This window comes from Leptolyngbya sp. ST-U4 (genome assembly GCF_039962215.1).
Lineage (GTDB): Bacteria > Cyanobacteriota > Cyanobacteriia > Elainellales > Elainellaceae > Leptolyngbya_A.
In genome coordinates this window covers 133,512-157,623 of record NZ_JAMPKZ010000001.1, presented here as the reverse complement: position 1 = coordinate 157,623, position 24,112 = coordinate 133,512, and the positions used below count along the sequence as shown (strand labels likewise).

22 protein-coding genes are annotated in these 24,112 nt (G+C 52.0%); 13 read left to right on the top strand and 9 right to left on the bottom strand.

Going from position 1 to position 24,112, the window contains the following annotated elements:
• Window positions 1-210 precede the first annotated feature (210 nt).
• The 6 genes from NDA02_RS00660 to uvrB all read left to right on the top strand — a co-directional run bounded on the left by NDA02_RS00660 (window position 211) and on the right by uvrB (window position 9,922).
• Window positions 211-4,065 carry a GAF domain-containing protein gene (locus NDA02_RS00660; RefSeq protein ID WP_190792063.1) on the top strand — a complete coding sequence of 1,285 codons (3,855 nt, stop codon included), beginning with the start codon at window positions 211-213 and terminating at the stop codon, window positions 4,063-4,065.
• Between the two features lie 390 nt (window positions 4,066-4,455).
• On the top strand, window positions 4,456-5,115 hold the full coding sequence (locus NDA02_RS00655; protein ID WP_190792064.1) for a TIGR00266 family protein: 660 nt from the start codon (window positions 4,456-4,458) through the stop codon (window positions 5,113-5,115).
• A gap of 192 nt (window positions 5,116-5,307) precedes the next feature.
• Entirely contained in the window at window positions 5,308-5,985 is a 678-nt protein-coding gene (locus tag NDA02_RS00650) for a TIGR00266 family protein (protein WP_190792065.1), read from the top strand.
• Between the two features lie 50 nt (window positions 5,986-6,035).
• Window positions 6,036-6,752, top strand: a complete 717-nt coding sequence (locus NDA02_RS00645; protein ID WP_190792066.1) for a TIGR00266 family protein — start codon at window positions 6,036-6,038, stop codon at window positions 6,750-6,752.
• Between the two features lie 26 nt (window positions 6,753-6,778).
• Window positions 6,779-7,606, top strand: coding sequence for a M48 family metallopeptidase (locus tag NDA02_RS00640; protein WP_199296558.1), 828 nt, complete (start codon window positions 6,779-6,781; stop codon window positions 7,604-7,606).
• A gap of 243 nt (window positions 7,607-7,849) precedes the next feature.
• The gene (gene uvrB / locus NDA02_RS00635) at window positions 7,850-9,922 is read left to right on the top strand and encodes an excinuclease ABC subunit UvrB (RefSeq protein ID WP_348254259.1); all 2,073 of its coding nucleotides are present in this window, start codon (window positions 7,850-7,852) and stop codon (window positions 9,920-9,922) included.
• Between the two features lie 3 nt (window positions 9,923-9,925).
• Here the strand turns inward: uvrB and NDA02_RS00630 are convergent, their stop codons facing one another.
• The gene (locus NDA02_RS00630) at window positions 9,926-10,531 is read right to left on the bottom strand and encodes a hypothetical protein (RefSeq protein ID WP_190794312.1); all 606 of its coding nucleotides are present in this window, start codon (window positions 10,529-10,531) and stop codon (window positions 9,926-9,928) included.
• 379 nt (window positions 10,532-10,910) lie between these two features.
• Window positions 10,911-11,054, bottom strand: a complete 144-nt coding sequence (locus NDA02_RS00625; RefSeq protein WP_190794311.1) for a hypothetical protein — start codon at window positions 11,052-11,054, stop codon at window positions 10,911-10,913.
• A gap of 60 nt (window positions 11,055-11,114) precedes the next feature.
• Here NDA02_RS00625 and NDA02_RS00620 point away from each other — a divergent pair, with 60 nt between their 5' ends.
• The gene (locus tag NDA02_RS00620; RefSeq protein ID WP_348254257.1) at window positions 11,115-11,966 is read left to right on the top strand and encodes a hypothetical protein; all 852 of its coding nucleotides are present in this window, start codon (window positions 11,115-11,117) and stop codon (window positions 11,964-11,966) included.
• A 25-nt stretch (window positions 11,967-11,991) separates the two neighbouring features.
• On the opposite strand, the gene NDA02_RS00615 is transcribed toward NDA02_RS00620, so the two are convergent.
• Window positions 11,992-12,735: an ABC transporter ATP-binding protein gene (locus NDA02_RS00615; RefSeq protein ID WP_190794309.1), complete on the bottom strand. Its 744-nt coding sequence runs from the start codon at window positions 12,733-12,735 to the stop codon at window positions 11,992-11,994.
• Window positions 12,736-12,790: 55 nt separating this feature from the next.
• Window positions 12,791-13,018, bottom strand: coding sequence for a ferredoxin family protein (locus NDA02_RS00610; protein ID WP_190794308.1), 228 nt, complete (start codon window positions 13,016-13,018; stop codon window positions 12,791-12,793).
• Between the two features lie 230 nt (window positions 13,019-13,248).
• Between NDA02_RS00610 and NDA02_RS00605 the strand changes: the two genes are divergently transcribed.
• Both NDA02_RS00605 and NDA02_RS00600 read left to right on the top strand, forming a co-directional pair.
• The gene (locus NDA02_RS00605; RefSeq protein ID WP_348245700.1) at window positions 13,249-14,154 is read left to right on the top strand and encodes an alpha/beta fold hydrolase; all 906 of its coding nucleotides are present in this window, start codon (window positions 13,249-13,251) and stop codon (window positions 14,152-14,154) included.
• 16 nt (window positions 14,155-14,170) lie between these two features.
• Complete coding sequence (locus NDA02_RS00600; RefSeq protein ID WP_190794307.1) at window positions 14,171-14,872, top strand: lipase; 702 nt, start codon at window positions 14,171-14,173, stop codon at window positions 14,870-14,872.
• Window positions 14,873-14,928: 56 nt separating this feature from the next.
• On the opposite strand, the gene NDA02_RS00595 is transcribed toward NDA02_RS00600, so the two are convergent.
• From NDA02_RS00595 to sbcD, 4 genes are all read right to left on the bottom strand, one after another.
• Window positions 14,929-15,909, bottom strand: a complete 981-nt coding sequence (locus tag NDA02_RS00595) for a PhoH family protein (protein WP_190794306.1) — start codon at window positions 15,907-15,909, stop codon at window positions 14,929-14,931.
• A 72-nt stretch (window positions 15,910-15,981) separates the two neighbouring features.
• The gene (locus NDA02_RS00590; RefSeq protein WP_348254256.1) at window positions 15,982-16,347 is read right to left on the bottom strand and encodes a KH domain-containing protein; all 366 of its coding nucleotides are present in this window, start codon (window positions 16,345-16,347) and stop codon (window positions 15,982-15,984) included.
• Between the two features lie 352 nt (window positions 16,348-16,699).
• The gene (rpsP, locus tag NDA02_RS00585) at window positions 16,700-16,951 is read right to left on the bottom strand and encodes a 30S ribosomal protein S16 (RefSeq protein WP_190794304.1); all 252 of its coding nucleotides are present in this window, start codon (window positions 16,949-16,951) and stop codon (window positions 16,700-16,702) included.
• A gap of 169 nt (window positions 16,952-17,120) precedes the next feature.
• On the bottom strand, window positions 17,121-18,455 hold the full coding sequence (sbcD, locus tag NDA02_RS00580) for an exonuclease subunit SbcD (protein WP_190794303.1): 1,335 nt from the start codon (window positions 18,453-18,455) through the stop codon (window positions 17,121-17,123).
• Window positions 18,456-18,657: 202 nt separating this feature from the next.
• Between sbcD and NDA02_RS00575 the strand changes: the two genes are divergently transcribed.
• Both NDA02_RS00575 and menB read left to right on the top strand, forming a co-directional pair.
• Window positions 18,658-19,644, top strand: coding sequence for a DNA methyltransferase (locus tag NDA02_RS00575; RefSeq protein WP_190794302.1), 987 nt, complete (start codon window positions 18,658-18,660; stop codon window positions 19,642-19,644).
• A 58-nt stretch (window positions 19,645-19,702) separates the two neighbouring features.
• Window positions 19,703-20,536: a 1,4-dihydroxy-2-naphthoyl-CoA synthase gene (gene menB / locus NDA02_RS00570; RefSeq protein ID WP_190794301.1), complete on the top strand. Its 834-nt coding sequence runs from the start codon at window positions 19,703-19,705 to the stop codon at window positions 20,534-20,536.
• Window positions 20,537-20,543: 7 nt separating this feature from the next.
• On the opposite strand, the gene NDA02_RS00565 is transcribed toward menB, so the two are convergent.
• A complete protein-coding gene (locus tag NDA02_RS00565) occupies window positions 20,544-21,491 on the bottom strand; it encodes a methylenetetrahydrofolate reductase (protein ID WP_190794300.1) in 948 nt (315 codons plus the stop codon).
• A gap of 526 nt (window positions 21,492-22,017) precedes the next feature.
• On the opposite strand from NDA02_RS00565, the gene NDA02_RS00560 reads away from it, so the two are divergent.
• Together NDA02_RS00560 and NDA02_RS00555 are read left to right on the top strand one after the other, a co-directional pair.
• Entirely contained in the window at window positions 22,018-22,362 is a 345-nt protein-coding gene (locus NDA02_RS00560; protein ID WP_190794299.1) for a cupin domain-containing protein, read from the top strand.
• Window positions 22,363-22,559: 197 nt separating this feature from the next.
• Complete coding sequence (locus tag NDA02_RS00555; protein ID WP_190794298.1) at window positions 22,560-24,089, top strand: alpha-amylase family protein; 1,530 nt, start codon at window positions 22,560-22,562, stop codon at window positions 24,087-24,089.
• Window positions 24,090-24,112 lie beyond the last annotated feature (23 nt).

Here is a 24,112-nt window from a genome sequence, read left to right as displayed (position 1 = left end):
AGCCCAACCAGGGCTGCTTTTTTTATCGGCTAATTCGATCGAATAAATTGCTGCATTAAGCTGTGAACCGCCAAATTAAGATGCAAACCCTGTATTAAACTCTCATTAAAATATGAACAACTGCACGTCTAGACTGCCAGCCTGTCGCTGTTAGGAACCTTTTCTTGCTGGGCATGCTAATCGAGCACCGCTGGTCAAACATATTGCACTATGACCTCCTTGCCTTCTCCGTCTAGCTTGCAGTTTCAAACCTTGCAGGAAAGCCTGCTGCACCGAATTACAAATCGAATTCGCCAATCTCTTCAGCTCCAGGAGATTCTGCAAACCACTGTGACGGAGATTCGCGCTTTTTTAGAAACCGATCGCGTCGTGGTGTATCGATTCTACTCAGATGAACACGGAGAGGTGATTGCAGAAGCAATTCATCAGGATCGGCTACCTTCCTTGCTGGGGCTACACTTTCCTGCTGACGATATTCCCGCTGAGGCGCGAGAGCGGTTTTTGCAGGCGCGGCAACGCTCGATTGTTGATTTATCCACCGCACAAATTGGCTGGAGTCAGCCCCGATCGATTGAGTCAGCCGATCGCACATCTGACGACATTCACTACCGCCCCATTGACCCCTGCCACGCTGAATATCTAAAAGCAATGGGCGTGCAATCGTCGGTTGTCGTTCCCATTGTGCAAACAGATCAGCTTTGGGGATTGCTGGTTGCCCATCATGCCGAGCCTCGCCCCATTTCCGAAGCCGAGCTGCATTTTCTGCAATTGGTGGTCGATCAGGTCACGATCGCGATCGCTCAGTCTGCGCTGTTGGTTCAGGTGCAGACCCAGGCATTCCAGGAGCGTACTGCAAATCAAATCGCGACCCTGCTCCATGGTGAAGCGGCAAATCCGTTTGAGGCAGCTCTGAAAGCAACCGTTGAAGTGATCGGCGGGGTGGGGGGGCGACTGTTGCTGCTGCCGAGTGCTGTGGGGCAGGCGAGTGAACTATATTGCTGCGGAACCCAACCCGTCCAGGTGTCTTTTGCCCCTGACTCGTGCTTGGAACAGGAGCCTCTCTGGCAAGCTGCTCTGTTGTCACCAAAACTGATGATCGCAGACTTAGTCGACGATCCCCGATGCCAATCTCTGCACCAGCGTTTTCAGGACACTCCTATCCGAAGTTTACTAATCATGCCCCTGCATGGGGGAGCGGAGACGATCGGCTGTCTAACGCTCTTTCGAGATGAAATTGAGACGGAAACCCTATGGGCAGGCAGGATTGAGCCTGATGGACGGCAGACGATGCCGCGTCAGTCTTTCAAACAGTGGCGACAGCACAAACCGAAGCAGGCTCAAGCGTGGACGGAAACCGATCTCAACGTGGTGAAAGCGATTAGAATTCACTTCGCGCTGGCGGTCGCACGATATCAGCTTCAGACGCAGGTTCACGCACTCAATACAAGCCTGAAGAAACAGGTTCAGCATCAGAGCCGCGATCTGGCAAATATTCAATCTGCGCTGGATCAATCGTCGATCGTGGCAATGACTGATCCTCAAGGCATGATTTGCTATGTCAATGATCGGTTTTGCGAAATTTCTAAATACGATCGAAATGAACTGATTGGGCAGTCCTATCATCTGCTTCGCTCAGAGCACCATCCTAAAGAGTTCTTTAGCCAGATGTGGCAAACAATTGGCAGCGGTGCGATTTGGCGGGGAGAAGTCAAAAATTGCGCTAGAGACGGTACAGAATATTGGGTGGATAAAACGATCGTTCCATTATTAAATGAGCAGGGAAAACCCTATCAATATGTGGCGATTGAAAGTGATATTACTGTCCGTAAACAAGTCGAAGCAGCGCTACGCTATCAGTCTAGCTTGCTGCAAAATGTGATTGATTCCAGCACAGACTGGATCTTTGTTAAAGATCTCGATTTCCGCTACCTGCTTGCTAATCAAACCTACCTTAGCGCGATCGATCGCAAGCCTGAAGACGTCATTGGTAAAGATGACTTGGAACTTGGATTTCCCCCTGATCAGGTGTTTGGTAATCCAGAGCAAGAAACGATTGGTTTCCGAGTGGACGATCAAAAAGCGATCGCGGGTGAGATTGTCTTAAATCTGGGTGAACCCGTCACCGTCGCCGATGGCACTGTGGTGTGGATGGAAACGAAGAAGCTGCCCTTGCGCGATCAAGAAGGGCGGATTTTTGGCGTGTTGGGAGTTTGCACTGATATCACTCAGCGCAGACAAGCAGAAACTACCCTAAAACGCACAACAGAGCGGCTTCAAGAAGCTCAGCGCGTTGCCCAAATGGGAAGCTGGGAATATGATGTGGCAACGGGAACTGTAAATTGGTCGGACGAACTCTTTCGCGTTTTTGGAATGGAGCCACGCGCAACCGCGCCATCACTGGAGGAACACGCTCAAATCTTTCATCCTGACGATTGGAAATGGTTTCAGCAAACGTTTGACCGAGCCATTCATGAAGGCATCCCCTATGATGTTGAAATCAGATTTTTTCATCCGAATGGATCAACGCACCTAATTAACGCCAAAGCAGAAATCGTCAACAATGAGGCAGGTCAAATTACTGCTTTGTTTGGCACGGTGATGGATATTACCGATCGCAAACAAGCAGAAGCCACGCTTCAGGAACAGCTTAATTTGGCTGCATTTCGGGCTGATGTTGATGCTTCGTTAACCCGAGGTAAGACACTTCAGGATATGCTGCGATACTGCACTGAAGCAATGGTTTCTCATCTCGGTGCTGCATTTGCGCGAGTCTGGCTGTTGAATGCTCAGGAGAATATGCTGGAACTGAAAGCAAGTTCTGGTTTATACACTCATCTGGATGGCGATCATGCCCGTGTTCCAGTCGGAAAATTTAAAATTGGTTTAATTGCCGAAGAATGTCAACCCCATCTGACAAATTCAGTTCTGGATGATCCCCGTGTAAGCAATAAAGAATGGGCAAAGCAAGAAAAGATGGTTGCTTTTGCCGGATATCCTTTGATGGTTGAGAACCAGCTATTGGGAGTGATGGCAATATTTGCACGACAGCCTTTGTCGTTCTCAACGCTCGACGCTTTAGCATTGGTGTCACAGGAAATTGCTCTTGGCATCAAGCGACAGTACGCTGAAATGGCATTACGACAATCTGAAGTCGAGTTACGCGAAAAAGCTCAACAGCTAGAGCAAGCTCTGCACGAACTTCAGCACACCCAGGCACAGCTCGTTCAAACCGAAAAAATGTCGAGTTTAGGACAACTGGTGGCAGGGGTTGCCCATGAAATTAATAATCCCGTCAACTTTATTTATGGCAACCTGGCGCATGTTGGTGGGTATGCCTATGATTTGCTGAATTTACTAGATCTGTATCATCAGTATTATCCGGTTCCCGTTCCCGCGATCGCAGCCGAAGCCGAGAAAATCGACCTTGCGTTCCTCAAGGTAGATCTGCCGAAGCTCCTGACTTCGATGAAAGTGGGAGCCGATCGCATCCAAAAGATTGTTCTGGCACTGCGAACCTTCTCCCGGATGGATGAAGCGGAAGTCAAAGCGGTGAATATTCACGAGGGCATTGATAGCACGCTGATGATCTTGCAGAGCCGCCTGAAGGAAACCGCAGGTCACTGGGGAATCCAGGTGGTCAAAGCCTACGGAAATTTACCCCTGATTGAATGCTATGCCGGACAGCTCAATCAGGTTTTTATGAACATTCTCAGTAATGCGATCGATGCCCTCGATGAGTTTAATAGCACTCGTTCCCCTCAGGAAATTCAGAATCATCCCGCCGCGATTACGATCAAAACCCAGCAGATTCACAGCCACCGCATTCAGATTCGGATTGCAGACAATGGCATTGGCATGAGCGAACAGGTGCAGCAACGGCTATTTGAACCCTTCTTCACCACTAAGCCGATCGGCAAAGGCACTGGACTGGGGCTATCGATTAGCTACCAGGTGGTTGTTGACAAGCACGGCGGCCTGTTAACCTGCCATTCGGCTCTGGATCAGGGAACTGAGTTTGTGATTGAGCTACCCCTAGCGCTCGAAAGCGAGCTATTTAAAAGCTAACCCTAGGGTTAACCCAATGACGCACCTGGGACTGATTCTTGTGCTGCTGCGCTATGCCGATCCCTCACTGTTTTAGGCAGGCACACTCTACGGAGCTTCGACCGTCTCTGGGCTGGAAAACAACTTGCCCACCGCAGACAACCTGGAAGTAGCACGATTTCAGGGTAAGCAGGTAACTCAAGTGGCGCGTGCGCTCAAAATGGCAGGTGAGACGGACTTGATCTAATTTGATCGGTTTGTGTCAATCGGTTTGTTTCCGAAGTTCTCTCACCGGGAATACTCACATCGATCGCATTCTTAACCAGACTCCAGGCGGATTTTTAGAAATGCTTCTGAAGAGTTCTAAAGAGTGATTGCATCTGTCGAGTCAGCTCGCTGTGAGGTATCGCTGTGAAATACGAGATTCGCTACAAACCTGCATTCGCAACAGTTTTTTTGACGCTGCAACCCGGCGATCGAATTACTGCCGAGGCAGGCGCGATGGTTAGTATGGCAAGCCGTGTGTCGATGACGACCCAGTTTTCGGGTGGCTTAATTTCAGCATTGCTCAAGACGTTTTTGGGCGGCGAATCGCTGTTTGTCAACGAGTTTAAGAACACGACCGGAGAACCACTGGAACTGGTACTCAGCCAGGGAACGATCGGCGATGTTGCCGTGGTGGAACTCAATAACAACGAAATTTGTTTTCAGCCAGGGGCATATCTCGCCCATACCCCGGGAATTCGGATGGGCGTAAGCTGGGCAGGCTTTTCGAGCTGGCTATCGGGCGAAGGGCTATTTAAGCTGAAGCTGAGCGGCAAAGGGTTAGTCTTCTTCGGCGGCTATGGTGGTGTCACGCAAAGACGAGTCAACGGCGATTTGGTAGTAGACACCGGACATCTGGTCGCCTATGACCCCCAAATCAAAATGAATATCCAAATGGCAGGCGGATTAGTTGGCTCCGTCACTTCCGGCGAAGGACTGGTGAACCGCCTCTCCGGTCAGGGACGAATTTACCTGCAATCGCGCAGCGTAGACGGTTTAGTGCGATTTGTTCGATCGAAGATCTAAAAGGGTGGATGGGTAAGAGAAAGAAATTGGGCGATGAATACAACGCTTGAGCTGTAGTTGCTTTGCAGTGCTTCTCTCCAACGGTTCTTCCCCCCAATGATCGCAACAGTTGCCCCTCACTCCCTCATCCCCCATCCCCCATCCGCTCATCTACCCCTGTACCCCTTCACCCCTTCACGGAACTTTTCAACCATGAAACTCGATATCCTCCACCGACCCGATAGTGCGATCGCCAAAATCAACATGGCTCCCAGAGAAGAAATCATTGCCGAAGCCGGTGCGATGGTTGCCATGAGTGCCAGCCTTGATGTGAATACCACGCTGCGAAAGGGCAAGGGCGGCGGCGTATTGGGAGGACTCAAGCGCATCGTCACAGGCGAATCGCTGTTTTTAAGTGTGTTTCGCTCTGGTAACACTCCTGGCGAAATTTATCTCGCCCCAAAAATGATGGGCGATATTGTGGCATACACGCTGAGCGGAACGGATCTCGTGATTCAATCCACCAGCTATTTGGCGTCCACGGGCAATGTCAGCGTTGATTTGGGATTTCAAGGATTTAAGTCTATTTTTTCTGGTGAAGCGATCTTCTGGCTCACCGCGAGCGGCACGGGTTTAGTGTTGCTGAACTCCTTTGGCAGCATCTACGAAGTAGACGTAGACGGTGAATACATTGTAGATACCGGAAACATTGTTGCCTTTGAGAAAACCCTCAGCTTTTCGATTACGAAACCGGGTTCTAGTTGGCTGGGCGCACTTATGGGCGGGGAGGGGTTTGTTTGTCGATTTAAGGGCAAAGGCAAACTGTACTGCCAGACCCACAATCCCCGCACGTTTGGTCAATTGATTGGCAGCCAGCTTCCGCCTCGCTAAGACATGAAATTAACAACGATCGCCCCTCCCCTCTCTTCAGGAAACTCAAAATGACAAACACTAAAAACACCACAAACTCTGAATTTGCCTATCAGATCGAACACGCGCCTGCCTACGCCTCGCTCTCGATCAAGCTAAGAGCCAATCAAACCGTTCTGGTAGAATCGGGCGCAATGGCAGCAATGGACAGCAGCATCCAGATGAAATCCAAAGCCAAGGGCGGCTTGATGAAGGGCATCGGGCGGGTGTTGAGCGGCGAGTCTTTGTTTGTCAGCGAGTTTACAGCGGCAAACAACCCTGGCGAGCTGATGATTTCCCCACGAGTTCCCGGCGATATCCAGTATTACCGACTAGACGGAAGCAAAAGCCTGATGGTGCAGTCTTCCGGGTTTGTTGCTGCCAGCCCCAGCATCCAGATCGACACCAAATTTCAGGGAGCTAAAGGCTTTTTTAGCGGCGAGTCGCTGTTTTTGCTGCGGGCATCGGGTACGGGGGATTTCTGGTTTAGCTCATACGGAGGAATCCTGGAAATTCCGGTTTCGGAGGAATATGTGGTCGATACGGGCTATATCGTGGCGTTTGAAGAGACGTTGCAATACCAAGTCGAACTGCTGAGCGGCTTATCGTTTAAGGGTTTGCGGACGGGCTTTTTAGGCGGCGAGGGCTTGGTTTGTCGGTTTAAAGGCACAGGCAAACTGTGGATTCAGTCGCGGCAGCTTTATCCGCTGATTAACTTTTTCCAGGCATTTCGACCCACCCGTAACTAGCCCGCAAGAACTGCGAGAACTACCGTATGTCGATCGAACTTCCTCCCGGCATGGCGGACTATAGCGAAGCTTCGCCTCCGCCCAAAAATCGGCAGATCGTGCTGTTGCTCAGTTTTTTTGTGGGGCTGACGATCGCCCTATTTCTGTCTGTTGATCTGATGGTCGGCGTTCTGATTGGCTGGATTCCTCCGGGGGTTGAACGCCAGCTTGGAGCACTGATCGTCCCCGCATTTGAACAACAGGCAGCCCCTTCCTCAGCTCAAGACACCCTGAATCAATTGCTCGATCGCCTGAAACCGCATTTGTCTGCCGAGCAACAACAGCGAGATTACAAAGTGCTGTATGTTCCAGATGAAACGGTGAACGCACTGGCGATACCGGGCGATCGAATTATTTTATATCGAGGATTAATCGAGCAGGCAGAATCAGAGAATGAGCTGATGATGGTTTTGGGGCATGAACTGGGACACTTTGCCCATCGCGATCACCTCCGCCAGCTCGGACGCGGATTATTGATGCAGATTACCATCTCTAGTCTGTTTGGGGATATCAGCGGCATTCAGTCGATCGCCCTTTCTGCTGCTCAGACGATCGGCAATTCTCGGTTTTCCCAAAACCAGGAATACAAGGCTGATGAAATGGGTGTTACGCTTCTGCAAAAAATCTACGGACAGGTTGCCGGAGCAACTGATTTTTTTGCCCGTTTAAGCGAGAAGAAAGATCTACCGATCGATTTTCTCACCACCCACCCTAATCCCGGCAAGCGAGTGCAGCGATTAGAAAAACTGATTCAGCAGAATGGTTGGACGGTTGGAGATCGATCGCCCGTGGCTGAAAGTCTCAAAATGCCTTGAGGTTTACTACCTTGGGATTCATATCCTGAGATTTATACCCTGAGGTTCAATGCCCCGAGGTTCAATGCCCCGAGGTTCAATGCCTTGAAGTTAATGAGACAGCAAGTTCCCGCAAACTGATTCCCCCAGGGGAATTCGCTTATCCGATCGCCTGCGTTCGGGCAACCTGTCTTTTAGAATGCCAACAAAATCCGCAGATTTCGTCATCATAGAGGATAAGGCATTCGCAGGACGCGCACCCCCATGGCACATCCGTCAGACTTTCACATTCAAGCCCCGTTTGAGCCGAAAGGCGACCAGCCAAAGGCAATTCAGAAGCTGACTAAATCGGTGGAGCAGGGCGATCGGTTTCAGACGTTGCTGGGCGCAACCGGAACCGGAAAAACTCATACGATCGCACGAGTGATTCAAAACGTGGGCAAGCCGACGCTGGTTCTGGCGCATAACAAAACCCTGGCGGCGCAATTGTGCAATGAGCTGCGGGAGTTTTTCCCGGATAATGCGGTCGAGTATTTCATCAGCTATTACGACTACTATCAGCCGGAAGCCTATATTCCGGTGACCGATACCTACATTGCCAAAACCGCTTCGATCAACGACGAGATCGATATGCTGCGGCACTCGGCAACGCGATCGCTATTTGAGCGCAAAGATGTGATTGTGGTCGCGTCGATTAGCTGCATTTACGGTCTGGGCATTCCGAACGAGTATTTAAACGCGGCGATTCCGTTTCGGGTAGGTGCGGAGGTAGACCAGCGGGCAATTCTGCGCGATCTGGCTTCGGTGCAGTACGAGCGCAATGACCTGGAAGTGGGGCGCGGCAAGTTTCGCGTGAAGGGCGACGTGCTGGAGATTGGTCCGGCGTACGAAGATCGGATTATTCGGGTGGAATTCTTTGGCGATGAGATCGACGCGATTCGCTACATCGATCCGCTCACGGGCGAAACGCTGCAAAGCATGGACGGGATTAACGTTTACCCGGCGCGTCACTTCGTCACTCCTGAAGATCGGCTTCATGAAGCCTGTGATGCGATCGAGCAAGAGCTAAAAGAACGTCTGATGGAACTGGAAGGCGAAAATAAATTACTGGAAGCACAGCGACTTGAACAGCGCACTCGCTATGATCTGGAACTTCTGCGAGAAGTAGGCTACTGCAACGGGGTCGAAAACTATTCGCGCCATCTGGCAGGACGCAATCCAGGCGATTCGCCCGAATGCCTGATCGATTATTTCCCGAAAGACTGGCTGCTGGTGATCGACGAGTCTCACGTTACGATTCCCCAAATTCGCGGGATGTATAACGGCGATCGATCGCGCAAAATGACGCTAATTGACCACGGCTTCCGGTTGCCCAGCGCGGCAGATAACCGACCGCTCAAGTCCGACGAATTCTGGGAGAAGGTGAATCAGTGCATTTTTGTCTCGGCAACGCCGGGCGACTGGGAGCTAGAGCAATCGGGCGGCAAGTTTGAAGTCGAGGGCGAAGGCAAGAACGAGTCGAGGTCTTATATCCCAGGTACAGGTCACGTCGTAGAGCAGGTGATTCGTCCCACGGGTGTGCTTGATCCAGAAGTGTTTGTGCGTCCCACCGACGGACAAATCGACGATCTGCTGGGCGAAATTCAGGTGCGGGTGCTAAAAAACGAACGTACTCTCGTTACGACGCTCACGAAGCGCATGGCAGAAGACCTGACGGAGTATCTGCAAGAAAGAGCGATTCGCGTCCGCTATCTCCACTCCGAGATTAACTCGATCGAGCGAATTGAGATCCTGCAAGATCTGCGGGCAGGCGAGTTTGACGTGCTGATCGGCGTGAACTTGCTGCGGGAAGGTCTGGACTTACCGGAAGTTTCCCTCGTCGCGATCCTCGATGCGGACAAAGAAGGCTTCCTACGGGCAGCACGATCGCTGATTCAAACAATCGGACGGGCAGCGCGTCACGTTCGGGGACAGGCAATTCTCTACGCCGACAACCTGACCGACAGCATGGCACGAGCCATCAGTGAAACCGAGCGTCGTCGCGTCATCCAGCAAGAGTACAACGAAAAGCACGGCATCACCCCCAAGCCGATCATCAAGCGGCAGAACAACGCAATTCTACAATTCCTGGAAGTCTCGCGGCGCGTCAATGCTCAGGAGCTAGAGCAGATCTTTGAAAAGGCAGACGATCTGCCCCTGGAAAACATTCCTGACTTGATCGTTAAGCTCGAAACCGAGATGAAAGCAGCCGCTAAAAATCTGGAGTTTGAGGAAGCCGCCAAACTGCGCGATCGCATTAAACACCTGCGCGATCGATTGTTGGGGAAGCGATCGTAACTTCTAGCGCATCGCTGCCATCGTATTTTTCCAGGAAAGCTCCTTGCATAGAATCTCTAGTGCCCGTCTTTCCGCGCCTTCAAACAGCCCACAGTCTGCGAGTTCCTTTAAGACCTGCTGAGTGAGCTGAGCAGCAAACGTGCCGCCACAGCGCAGCAGATGACTGTAGTAACAAAACTGAGAATTGCCATTTTCGTTGCAGTGGAAGTGGTAAATCTCCTGCTCGGTCATCACAAACGCAGGCGTGTTGATCGGCACAATCACCTTGGGAATGCCGTGACAGCCATAGCGCGATCGATCGCTTTCAGTCAGCGTCCCCACCAGCACTACTCCCAGCAGCGTCCGAGTATCTGCGACTAAATCGGGCGTAAACATCGGGTCAGGTTCGCTCGACAAGCGCGGACCATTGCTAAGAAACATCGGGTTAAAGAGCTGGGAGTTATACACCAAGCCCACTGCCCAGTGTCGCTCGTCTGGCTCTTCCAGTTTGACAAAACAGCCAAAGCCGTAGTCGTCGGGCAGCGGAGGATAGCTGACCTCGTGGCGATCGTCTAGCTGCACGACATAGTCGCAGTGAGAGTTTGACTTGACCACTTTTCCAAGGCGCATTGTTTTCTCCAATCGCATCACCCGTTCCTCTCACTGATAAGAGACTGCTGTTTCTCTAACTCGTTTCTTGAACCATTCGCGATTTCGCTGACCGCATTTTATCGGACTTTCGTACAACTGAACTATCAGAATCGGGGGAATTAAGCCGATCTCTTAAATTTCTTTAGAAAAAACCTTCTGGGCTTGCTGTTAAGTCCGCTTGAGAAAGAGTTTAAAGAGAACATCATAAAGAGCGATGTCGCCCCTTCTGCTTTCCTTTCTAACCGCCAAAGGTAGGCGTTCAGCGTTCTACTATCGTCGTTCTAATGGTCTCTAGTATCCGATCGGCGAATTAATCACGCATTAAGATAGAACAGGTATCGCTTGGGGCAAACTGAAGTTATTCCCGTGAAAACGGCACGACTCGCACCAGGATCAGACAATTAAACGATTGATTGCACGATCGCCCTACGAGAACCTGCTTCGTATGGTCTGACTTAATCTGGTTTACCTCGATCTGGTTTGCCTCGATTAGGGGCTGCATTTCGACTAGCGATGATGCTGGTCGTCTATAACAATATTTCATCCCCGCTGCGCTGAATTTATGACTGACTCATCGGATGTACGCCCACCCAGTGCTCAAGCCAGCTCTAAAAATCCATCTGGTTTGAATTCGCTGACTGGCAATTCGGCAGGAAGTTCAGCTGAAGCTCTCTCCGATGTGCAGATAACGCTCACTTTACCAGCAGAGATCGCCTCAGCAATTCAGCAGTCTTCGCAGCAGCCGATCGGTCAGCAAATCCTGGCACTGCTGCAACAGGCAGTCAGCGTCCGGCAGCCATTAGAACAGCCGCCAGAGGCAAAGGTCAGCCAGAGTTCACCTGTGGATGCCTCGCTGCGGCAAGAAGTAGAACAGCTTAAACATCGCCTCAGTCTGCTCGAAGCCCTGCTGCCACGAGTTGAGGCGATCGAGAAAAACGTCAATGACTTTACCGGAAAAACGGCTTCGCCTTGTCCTGGGAACGATCGAGCGACTCCCGCTCCGCAGGCATCTGCTCCCCCAACCGCTCCGGCAATTCAAAACCCTGCATCTGTGCCAGAGCCGCGACCGGCTGGAGTTCCTTTGGATGCTGACAAACCGCAGGAGCAAGACAAAGACGGCAATCCCGGATCAGCGATCGCTTCGCTCTGGATGCAGGTTCAGCAAAACAATCATCCGCCTGCCTCGATTCCCTCTACGCTGCAACCCGTTGATTCCTGCTCAGTGGGGGAGCATCGGTTAATGCCGTTTAAATCTTCTGGGCGGAGCGTATGTATCAAATGCGGCTGGACGGATAACCCTCGCAGTGATAGTTCGATTGCGCCTCCGGTCAATGCTTCAGATCTTCATCAGCTCCTGGAGCAAGCTGCGATCGAGTCTTTGGAAAACATGAAGCCCCGCAAGCGATCGACTTAGCGATCCGCTGATGATCAGGAGTGCATTAGTGTTTTCCCGCACCCAGATAAAGCTCACCCACTTTTGGATCGTTGAGCAAATCCTGTCCTCGTCCTTCAAATCGATCGCGTCCCGTTTCCAGGACATAGCCGCGATCTGCCATTGCTAAAGCTTTACGAGCGTTTTGCTCCACCAGCATAATGGACGTGCCTGAGCGGTTGATTTGCTGAATAATTTCAAACACGCTGTTAACAAGCTGGGGTGACAGAGCGGCGGAGGGTTCGTCGAGGATCAGCAAACTGGGTTGCAGCATCAGTGCCCGTCCCATGGCTAACTGCTGCCGTTCGCCGCCCGATAGGGTTCCGGCACGCTGTTTTCTGCGCTCCACCAGTCGCGGGAACAGGGCAAAAATCTGATCTTTGAGTTCCTTCAAGGAGCCGCGCCGCACGAACGCGCCCATTTCCAGGTTTTCTTCCACTGTGAGCGACGGAAACACATTCGCAATTTGCGGTACATAGCACATTCCCCGCTGCACAATCTGATTCGACTTCAGGCCGACAATATTCTGCCCTTGAAACAGAATCTTGCCTTTGTGCGGGGTCAGCAAGCCGAAGATTGTTTTCGCCAGGGTTGATTTTCCGGCTCCATTCGGACCAATTACAACCACCAATTCTCCCGGATCAACGCGAAAATTTACCCCTTGCAGGATGTCCAGGTCTTTGATGTATCCGGCGTGAACGTCTTCAACTTGTAACAGGGGGACGGGCAGCAGGGGAGCAGTCTGAGGCATAGCAGGAAAGCCAGACAAAAGGGCTATTGCATAGTCTTTAGCGAATCATAGCGAATCATTTTGGGGTGGACTGAAGATCAGGACGTTCTTCTGGGACGATCGCCCCTTCCACAGGACAGACTTGCAGACAAATTCCGCAGTCAATACAGGTCGAAAAGTCAATCCAGTACCAGTCGGTTCCTTTCGTGTTTTTACCGGGACCGTCGTGGATACAAGCGACCGGGCAGGCATCCACACAGTCAGCGACCCCTTCACAGATGTTGGTTACGATCGTATGCGGCATAGCGTTCTCTTAAGATCGGCGGGATAGGCTGGGTCAGGATAGTTTGGGTCAGGATAGTTTGACAGGGCAATCCCCTGGCGGAGAACTGCATCCTTTCTCCTGTTCACCGTTTCTCAGTGTACCGATTTCCGGTTAGCTCGTGTCGATAATGGTCATTCAGAATTGCAGACGAACTCTGAAGTCCGAATTGGTATCATGAAAAGAAGTTAAGAAATATCAATAAAAGTACTGTGACGACTCAAATTCCTGTTTCTGCCTCTGCCCCCCTGCCGATCGAATTCTCCACCTGGAGTTGGCAGGGACACAATATCTGCTACACCGTTCAGGGTGAGGGAGTGCCGCTGGTGCTAGTGCATGGCTTCGGCGCATCGATCGGGCACTGGCGCAAAAATATTCCTGTTCTGGCTGCGGGCGGCTATAAAGTGTTCGCGCTGGATCTGCTGGGCTTTGGACGATCGGATAAGCCGATCGAGCTAACCTACGAGCTGGAACTGTGGCAGCGGCTTTTAAAGGAATTCTGGGAAACGCATATTCAAGAACCCGCCGTGTTTGTGGGAAATTCGATCGGCGCGCTGCTGTGCCTAATGGTGCTGGCGGATTATCCGGAGATTACCAGAGGTGGGGTATTGCTGAATGCCGCAGGCGGGCTGAATCACCGTCCTGAAGAACTGCCGCTGCCCCTGCGATTGATGATGACAGGCTTTAATAAGCTCGTGACCTCTCAGCTTGTCGGTACATTTTTGTTTAACATCATTCGGCAAAAGCCCCGTCTGCGTCGTACGTTGAGACAGGTTTATCGCGATCGCACTGCCATCACCGACGATCTGATCGATCTGCTCCACGAGCCGTCCTGTCATCCCAACGCCCAAAAAGTCTTTGCCGCGATCCTTTCTGCCCCACCCGGCCCCAAACCCGAATCGCTCTTACCCAAAATCACCCAACCCCTGCTGATCCTTTGGGGCGAGAAAGATCCCTGGACGCCGATCAGCAGCGCAAAATTTTATCAAGACCTGGCAGAAGAGAAAGAGCACGTTCAGTTTATTCCCATTCCTGACACTGGACACTGCCCCCACGACGAACGCCCCGATCTGGTCAATGCCCATATTTTGAACTGGCTGAATACTGCGATTCGCTAAGCGATTTTTAATCTTCATGTCTCTTCCTACGGTGATTCTTCCTGGCTATTTGGCAGGCGCGGTTCCCTATCGCGAAATGGAGCAAGCCCTGCAACAGCTTGATATTCCAGTTAAGACGGTTCCCCTGAAGCGTGGCGATTGGTTTCCAACCCTGGGCGGGCGATCGATGCTGCCGATTCTGACTCAGCTCGATCAGACCGTGAAATCCCTGATGCAGGAAACGGGAAGCGATCGCGTTAATCTGGTCGGGCATTCAGCAGGCGGCTGGATTTGCCGGATTTATCTGGGGGAAATTCCCTATGATGTACATCCGGGCGATCAGGGAAAGCCCTGTCTCTGGCAGGCACATCCACAGGTGACAACGCTGGTCACGCTCGGCACGCCCCATGTGAGTCAGGAACGCTGGACAAAGCGTAATCTGGATTTCGTCAAGCAACACTATCCGGGCGCGTTCTACCCCAGCGTGAAGTATGTTTGCGTCGCAGGTAAGGCAATCTACGGCAAACGAGATTGGGCAAACTGGTTTGTCTACAGCAGCTATGAACTCACCTGCGGCAAAGGCGACTGCTGGGGCGATGGCATTACTCCGATCGAATCAGCTCACCTGGCGGGCGCAGATAATCTCACACTGGAAAACGTGCTGCATTCCCCCCGTTCGGGTAGGCTGTGGTACGGTTCCCCGGAGGTGGTAAAAGCTTGGGCAACTCACCTGACGTAAGAGGAACTTTTGATCGGGGCGATCGATGCTTCCCTGGCAGCATTTTGCAGAACGCTCTACCCCTTATCCTCTTTCCCCTTTGGCGGCTGCTCGAATGCCTCATAAGCTGCCACAATGCGCTGCACCAACGCATGCCTGACCACATCTGCCTTTGAAAGCTCACAAAAGGCGATTCCCTCTACGTTCTTCAAAATACGCTGAGCGACGGCTAAACCGGACTCCTGGTAGGACGGCAAATCAGTTTGGGTAATGTCGCCTGTCACCACCATCCGCGATCGAAATCCGATACGGGTCAGCACCATTTTCATTTGTGCCGGAGTCGTATTTTGCGCCTCGTCGAGAATCACAAAGGCATTGTTGAGGGTGCGTCCTCGCATATAGGCGATCGGAGCCACTTCAATCACGCCCCGCTCCATCAGGTTGGCAATTTTCTCTGGGTCGATCATCTCGTACAGCGCATCGTAGAGCGGACGCAAATAGGGATTCACCTTTTGCTGAAGATCCCCCGGTAGAAATCCAAGCTTTTCCCCTGCTTCCACAGCGGGACGAGTTAAAATCAGCCGCTCGTACTGGTTTGCCAGAAGTGCCTGAACTGCCACCATCGCTGCCAGGTAGGTCTTTCCCGTGCCTGCGGGACCGATGCAGAAGGTGAGGTCGTGTTTGCGGATTGATTCAATATATTGCCGCTGTCGAAAGGTTTTCGCCCGGATTTCTTCGCCTTTACGGGTGCGGACGATAACGTCCCGTTGCAGCATTTCCAGATCGTCTTCGCGGTGCGTGTTAATCGCGTGGCGAACGGTCTGGATATCTACTTCAGTGATCGGCTTGTCCTGACTCCAGTAGGGTTCGAGCGATCGAATGAGTTTCTGGCACAGTTCGACCTGATTTTCAGTTCCCGTAATCAGCACTGATTGCCCCCGTAAAACCAGGGAGGCTCCAGTTTGCTGACTCAGGTACTTCAGGTTGGCTTCCTGTGTACCCGCTAGAGCGATCGCACTTGTGGGGGTCGGTAAATCGATTGTAAGCGTAGTTCCCATTCCATATGAGCCAGGGGAACGTTGAAACCGCTAGCTCTATTACGACATTAGCAAATTTATCTGTTTCCGAATTTAGCGACGCGGACGGCGGGAAGGCTGCGATCGAGGTGGTCTATTGTCATTTCCTCCATTTCTGGAGCCTTCTCTGCGATCATCATGTCCCGCAGGTTGTCCACTCATGCCGCCAAACACTTCGAGATGAACTACCTGCCCTGCTGCCTGAGCCAACGCCTGCACCACAGTGCGAATTGCCTGAATGTTACGTCCGCCACGCCCAAACACTCGCCCTTTATCTTCGCCTTCGATCGCTAAACGAATTAGCACCCGCGAGGTGCGCGGAGAAACTTCGCAGTCGAGCCGCAGAGATTCTGGGGAATCGAGAAACGGCTGCACCAGAAAGCGAACGAGTTCGGAGTAGTTAGAGCTAGTTTGGGACACAGGTTTAATCAGGATACCAGCGGAAATTCTGACCGAAATTTTTATCGTAGGATGCGCTTTTGGCGACATCGCCCTTGGTGGGTCAAGGCTTTGGAATGATGATGTGAATCGACGAGCTGAATCGATGCAATGCGGGGGCTGCCTGAGCGGCTGTGGAAGAAGTCGCAAAGGTTTTATATTGTCCCCTAAATTATTGCCGCCTAAATCCCCCAAAGTTGGGGGACTTTGAATTTCTAAAGCAATCTAGGTTGCCCACAAAATTAGGGGTTAAGGGGACGTACGGATAAAACCAACGACTCTTCATCCTTGAACGCATCTTACAAAATTGCCGAAATGCGATCGGATTTAAGCCCTATCCTTGATAGCGCGCCGGAACGAGGTTGGCTTTTTCCAGAATGCGACGCACGGTATCGGTAGGCTGTGCGCCCTGTTCCAGGCGGCGACGAATTGCCTCTTCCTTTAGCTTTACTTCGTCGGTTCTGGGGTTGTAGTAGCCCAATTCTTCGAGGGCGCGGCCGTCTCGGCGAGAAGTCCCAGTCATTGCCACAATTCGGTAGCTCGCCTCAAACTTTTTACCGAACCGCTTTAATCGCAGCTTGATCATGCCTAAAAATGTTGCTCCTGTTCAAAAAATAACGCTCACTGCTTCGGTTCAGAATGCAGCCAGCAAAATCGAGTCTAATTGGTTGCCCAACTAGCAATTATAGTATGTAGAAGTCAGATCATACCATTAAAGCAAGCGTAACAATTCAGCGTCAGCGTCAGCGTCACCGTCACAGTAGGCGCAACTGTTCGTTTGCAGGTTCTTCCAGAAGCAAATCATCCGACAAGTCCGGCAGTCTCAGCTCGCCAACCCCCGCCCATTCCTCCTCGGTAGACAGTAGCAGATGAGCTGTTTCCAGCATTTCGGCAGCAAATTCTGCCAGATGAGGCTGGTTCTCTAAATAGGTTTTGAGGGCATCGATCGGCGTCAGACAGGTTCCCGTACCCAACTCCGGCAGCCGGGGACGCGCAAGCTGACTAACCAGATCTGCTTGAATTGTGTAGGTGTGTGCTGCGCTGAGGGCCTGATGCACTGCCGCCTGATCGATCGCGTCGAGCTGTTCCGAGCGCACTTCATAAATTAGCCGCACCACTGCATCATGAATTTCGGTCGATTCGATCGCTTTCAGCAGAACTGAGTGGGGGTCGTTCGACTGGGACAAATTCACTCGAATTGTGCGAAATGGACGCACCGGCAAAGGGCAGAAATCCATTTCGACTGAACCGCGCTGCGAAGCCGTTCCTCCTGGGGGGGAATCGACCTTGACCAGCACATAACCCTTATCCTCAGTTTCTTCGCTAAAGTCCACTCGCTCAATGCTGCCCGGATAGACAACCAGCGGCTGCTCTGCCAGAACCTGATGCCGATGCACATGACCCAGTGCTACATAGTCAAAGCAGGAACGGGTCAGGACAGCAAGAGGGACGGTAAAGCCCTTTCCCACGGCTAAAAATCGCTCTGCGCCAAATCGCGCCGTATCGGTCATTAAATGTGCTAGCAGCACTGTGGGCAGATTGGGATCAAGCTGACGAATTTCGCCTTCCAGCGCAACCCGGAGGCGATCGGTCAAAAGCTGATTCACCTCTGCTAGAGACAGACCCTCGGTTTCGGGGCGGGTGAGCAGGGTCGATCGCGTCAGCCAGGGTAGGGTAATGATCTGAATTGCTCCGTTCCGAGTCTGAATCCGGTGGGTTGCCAATCGATCGCCCACCACAAAGCCGGGTACGCCCAGCGTCCGATAAATGCATAGGCTTGCTCCGCCCTGCCCCTGCGAGTGCTGATCGTGGTTGCCGACCAGCAACACAGTGGGAATTTGAGCATCGACCAAGCGGCGAAACTGCTCGGCAAAAAGCTCCTGCACGATCGGCGGCGGCGTCGCATCGGGGAAAGCATCTCCGCCAAACAGCACCAGATCCACAGGTTCGGCAATGGCGCGATCGATACAGTAACTCAGCGATCGCACAAAGTCTTCTAGGCGGGTATTCAGTCCGGTTTCAGAATTGATGCGTCCGTGGGAAAAGCCGCTTCCCAAGTGGATGTCGGAGAGGTGAAGAATTTTGATCATGGGTTGATCGTTTTGATCAGGGATTTGATCAGGAACTTGATCAGGGACGATCGAGCAAGGCGTTTGCGTTCTTTGGAGGTTGTTTGAGCTGATTTCGCCAGAATCAAGCGGTTAAGGGACGGTTCGGGTAATTATCATCGCTTTGCAAACATCCTCCCAAGTCGATGGCAAGATGAGAGGAATGTTCTGAATTTTACCGCAAATGACCGGACAAGATGAACAAGCGTACTCTTTTCCACCGACTCGAAATCGCGCCCCCCGTAATCGCACGATCGAATTAACCGAAGCCGATCGCCAGCATCTACAAAATCAAATCATCCAAATCTCACCGGGCAATTTTCTAACAGAATTACCTATCGGAATTATCCGGGGTGATTCGCTTCAAATCGCACCTTTGTTGCCGCCCAATTCTGTAGATTTGCTCATTCTTGATCCGCCCTATAACTTGAGCAAAGCCTTTGATGGCTATCGGTTTACAAGACAGACGATCGACCAATATTCAACCTGGCTCGATCGGGCAATTACTGCTTTTAAGCCGCTTCTCAAAAACACTGCAACGATTTATATTTGCGGCGATTGGCTAACTTCGATTTCAATTTTTACAGTCGCTTCGGCTCACTTTATCGTCCGTAATCGCATTACCTGGGAGCGGGAAAAGGGTAGAGGCGCAAAGTCTAACTGGAAAAACGCCAGCGAAGATATCTGGTTTTGTACAAGCTCCGATCGCTATACCTTTAACGTAGATGCGGTGAAATTGCGGCGAAAAGTAGTCGCGCCCTACCGGGATGCCAGCGGAACGCCTAAAGATTGGACAACAACTGAAAGCGGCAATTTTCGGGATACGCATCCGTCAAATTTGTGGACAGATATTACCATTCCTTTCTGGTCGATGCCCGAAAACACAGACCATCCCACGCAGAAAAGCGAAAAACTGATTGCCAAACTCATTCTTGCTAGCAGCAATCCGGGCGATCGCGTCTTCGATCCTTTCCTGGGCAGCGGCACGACAACGGCGGTATGTGAAAAGCTCAATCGCAAAGGTTCAGGCATTGAACTCAGCGAGGAATATTGCTTGATCGCTGCAAAACGCCTGGAGCTTGCCCACCAAGACAAGACAATTCAGGGCTGGAGAGACGGAGTGTTCTGGGAGCGCAATACGTTTGCCTCGCAAAAGCTGACTTCTGAATAATGTTGCTGTCCTAAGCCGCTAAACTAAGGGATTGCACCCCTCGCCCCCGTTTGCCGCTATGAAAATCGAATGGCAGGTCGCCAAAACCTACGAAGACATTCTCTATCACAAAGCCGACGGCATCGCCAAAATCACAATTAACCGTCCCCATAAGCGCAATGCGTTTCGCCCCAAAACGGTGTTTGAGCTTTACGATGCCTTTGTCGATGCGCGAGAAGATACCTCGATCGGCGTCGTTCTCTTCACCGGGGCAGGACCGCATACCGACGGCAAATACGCTTTCTGCTCTGGCGGCGATCAGAGCGTGCGCGGCGAAGCGGGCTATGTAGATGAGGCAGGCATTCCCCGGTTGAACGTGCTGGATTTGCAGCGGCTAATTCGATCGATGCCCAAAGTCGTGATCGCGCTGGTGGCGGGCTATGCGATCGGCGGCGGTCATGTGCTGCACCTGATTTGCGATTTGTCGATCGCCGCAGACAACGCTATCTTTGGGCAAACGGGTCCGAAAGTGGGCAGCTTTGACGGTGGCTTTGGCGCAAGCTATCTGGCACGAGTAGTCGGTCAGAAAAAGGCGCGAGAAATTTGGTTTCTCTGTCGGCAGTACGACGCACAGCAAGCCTTAGACATGGGCTTGGTCAATTGCGTTGTCCCGGTCGAACAGCTTGAAGCCGAGGGCATTCAGTGGGCGCAGGAAATTCTGGAGAAAAGCCCGATCGCCATTCGCTGCCTCAAATCTGCCTTTAATGCCGACTGCGACGGACAGGCAGGCTTACAGGAACTCGCCGGAAACGCGACGCTGCTTTACTACATGACCGAAGAAGGCTCAGAAGGAAAGCAGGCGTTTTTAGAGAAGCGATCGCCTAACTTCCGGCAGTATCCGTGGTTGCCGTAGGGGGCAGTTAGCGAACTGCCTCGACTCCTGCCATCTCCAGAATCTCAGGAATCAAATCTTCGCGCCGCACTGCCATCAGGTGAACCCCTTGGCAAATCTGCCGCGCCATATGCACCTGCTCTGCCGCGATCGTCATTCCTTCCCGTAGAGGGTCAGAGGCTTTTTCCAGGCGATCGATAATCTCCTGAGGAATGGTCACGCCCGGCACATTGCGGTTAATAAACTGAGCGTTTTTGGCAGACTTTAGCAGAAAAATTCCGGCAAGCACGGGCTTATTGCAGCCGATCGCTACGTGATCCATGAATTTGCTGAGGCGATCGAAGTCTGAAATGAGCTGACTCTGAAAGAACTGTGCTCCGGCGGCAAGTTTGCGCTCAAATCGACGCTGTAGCCCTGACCAGCTTCCGCACTGGGGATCAACGGCTGCCCCGGCTAACAGAGTCATTGCACCGTCGGGCAAGGCTTTGTCGTTAAAATCAAATCCCTGGTTTAACTTGTCAATCAACTTGAGGAGCCGCACCGATTCCAGCTCAAATACGCCTCTTGCCTCTGGGTGATCCCCCGCTTTGATCGGGTCGCCTGTGAGTGCCAGCACATTCCGAATGCCGAGTGCCTGTGCCCCCATCAGATCCGCCTGGAGCGCGATGCAGTTTCGATCGCGGCAAGCCATCTGACAAATTGGCTCAATGCCCTGCTGTTTTAGGAGAACCGACGCAGCCAGAGACGACATCCGCATCACCGCTCGACTGCCATCAGTAATATTCACTGCATGAACCCGCCCCTTCAGCAGATTTGCCATCTGAATCATGTGAGACGGATCGCCCCCCTTAGGCGGCATGACTTCTGCTGTTACCAGAAAATCGCCCCGCTCGATCGCCGCATGAAACTGGCTGACCGGAGCCTGAGCCGCAGGAGCAGATGATGAAGGCATACTAAGCAGTTGGGAATCAGTCATGGATGAATTGTTGTTCCGGTGAGATCAAGGGTTGAGCAGGAGCAATGGCGAATTGATCATTTCAGCCGTAACCCGCTCAGCCGTAACACCTGCTCAGCCGTAACAATTGATAGGGCTACCTCAGCCAGTATGCCTTAGAAGGGGTTCAGAAAGAATCTGTACTAAAGCAGGGTGCAAAAAGTTCACTGCCTTGTCCCGCAGGAAAAACGGGTTCACGCAGTCAGCGGCTTTGCGTTGCCAGAGTCGCTTTTGGATTCTCTTAATTGAATCCCTAGTCTTAAGGATGAATATGCAGGAATTGCAGCCCGGCATTTTGTCCTGGATCGGCAATCTGTCCTGGATCAAGGTCGCGATCGCTTCCCTGCAATCCAGTTGATCAATTTCATCGTGTTGCTCAATTTTAGAGCGGCTTAATTTATAGAGTCTTAATACAGGCTTGATACAAACTCCTTTTACAAGCCTTAAGGTCTAGGGAAAGCTGAGCGTAGAAGCGGCAAGCAACAAGCAAGGAATTAAAGCAACGGCAATGAAACATATCCACCTCGATCGCACACCGAAAGAACCCGTCTCCCACAATCCGGCGATTCAAAAGCAGGTCATGCTGCGACTGGGCGATTTGCCCCACTTGACCAATTTTTCCCAGGCTCGGTTTGCCCCCGGACAATTCGCGCCCGCCCATGCTCATGCCAATATGTGTGAGGTATTTTTTGTCGAATCGGGCAGCGGGGAGATCGAGGTGAACCAGCAAATTTATTCGCTGACTGCCGGAGCCTGTATTGCCGTGGAGCAGGGCGAGGTTCACGAAGTTCGCAATACGGGCAGCGAGGAACTGGTTCTTACGTATTTCGGGTTACGGGTTGAATCAGCGTAATTTTTGTTGAATGTAGAGAAATCTTGGGTACGCTAAGCAGCAGCGATTAGCAGCACAATGCGAAGCAGTTCCCCTTTCAGGGTAATCGCCTTCCACGTTAGGCTTTGGCAAGATGGGCAGGCCCGCTTGAGCGAGGGTTCATGCCTGCCAGAGCGTCTACGATCGATCCTTATTGCTATTTTAAAACTCATTCCATCATGATTTTCCGGTTCAAATCTCGGATCATTTGGGCAACTGTTTTTAGTTTGAGCCTGATTCTTGTTGCGTTTTCTCACCGCTCTCCGACCAATCTGGCCGGGTCAAAGCTGGCAGTTGCGCCCTATCCCCACACTGTGTTTGTGCATCTGTTTGAGTGGCGATGGGATGATATTGCTCAGGAGTGCGAGAGTTACCTTGCCCCCCACGGTTACGGAGCCGTTCAGATTTCTCCTGCCGCAGAGCACGTTGTTTTACCTCAGCAAGGGTTCCCCTGGTGGCAACGGTACCAGCCTGTTAGCTATCAGCTCGTTAGCCGCAGCGGGAGTCGATCGCAGCTTGCCCAAATGATCGATCGCTGTCACAAAGTCGGAGTCAAAATCTATGCCGATGCCGTAATTAATCACATGGCAGCCGATGCGAGTGGAATTGGCAGTGCAGGCACAAAGTTCGATCGCTACCAATATCCCGGACTTTATGAGCCAAAAGACTTTAACACCTGCCGCAAAGGGATTCAAAACTACAACGATCGCCAGCAAGTGACCCAGTGCGAACTGGTTGGACTGCCCGACCTGGATACCAGCAATCCCTCAGTGCAGCAGCGGATCGTGGAGCATCTGATCGATTTGGTGAGCCTGGGCGTTGATGGCTTTCGGATTGATGCTGCCAAGCACATAGACGCAGCCGATATTGACAGGATTCTCAAGCGAGTCTACCAGGCGGTTGACCCCGACCCCTTTATTTATCAGGAAGTGCTTGATCCGGGCAATGAAGCGACCAAAAAGCAGGACTATTACGCCAACGGACGAGTCATTGAGGCAGAGTACGGGAGAGCGGTTAGTGAGCGGTTTATGGGTATGAGTGGCGCAATCGCCCAGCTCGAAACCCTCGGCGAAACTTGGGGATTGATGCCCAGCGAGAAAGCGATCGTGTTTATTGACAACCACGATAAGCAGCGCGGTCATGCAGGCGGCGGCAACTACCTGACTTACAAGAACGGCAAACTCTACGAGCTAGCAAATGTGTTTATGCTGGCGCATCCCTATGGTATTCCTCAGGTGATGTCGAGCTATGCTTTCTCCCATCCTGATCAGGGTCCGCCTGCGGATGCTCAGGGCAATACTCAGCCTGTTTACCAGAATGGTCAAGCCCACTGTCTGGAGTCTTGGATGTGTGAGCATCGTCGCCCGATCGTTGCTGCAATGGTCAACTTCCGCAATCAGGTCGGTGCCGATAGCCCGATCGCCCATTGGTGGAGCAATGGCAACAATCAAATTGCCTTCGGGCGGGGTTCATCCGGCTTTGTGGTGATTAACCGCGAATCGGAGCCACTCACCCAAACCCTGCAAACCAGTCTACCGCCTGGGGCTTACTGTAATGTGCTGGCGGCTGAAGCTAATTTCGCTCCGCAGTCCAACTCACAGCAATGTCAGGATGGGGCGATCGTCATAGTCGATGCTCAGCAGCAGATTACCGTCACCCTGGAAGGCATGGCTGCCCTGGCAATTCATATCGGCGCGAAAGCGGGATAGCTTAATCAGCTTCAAGGCTTCTC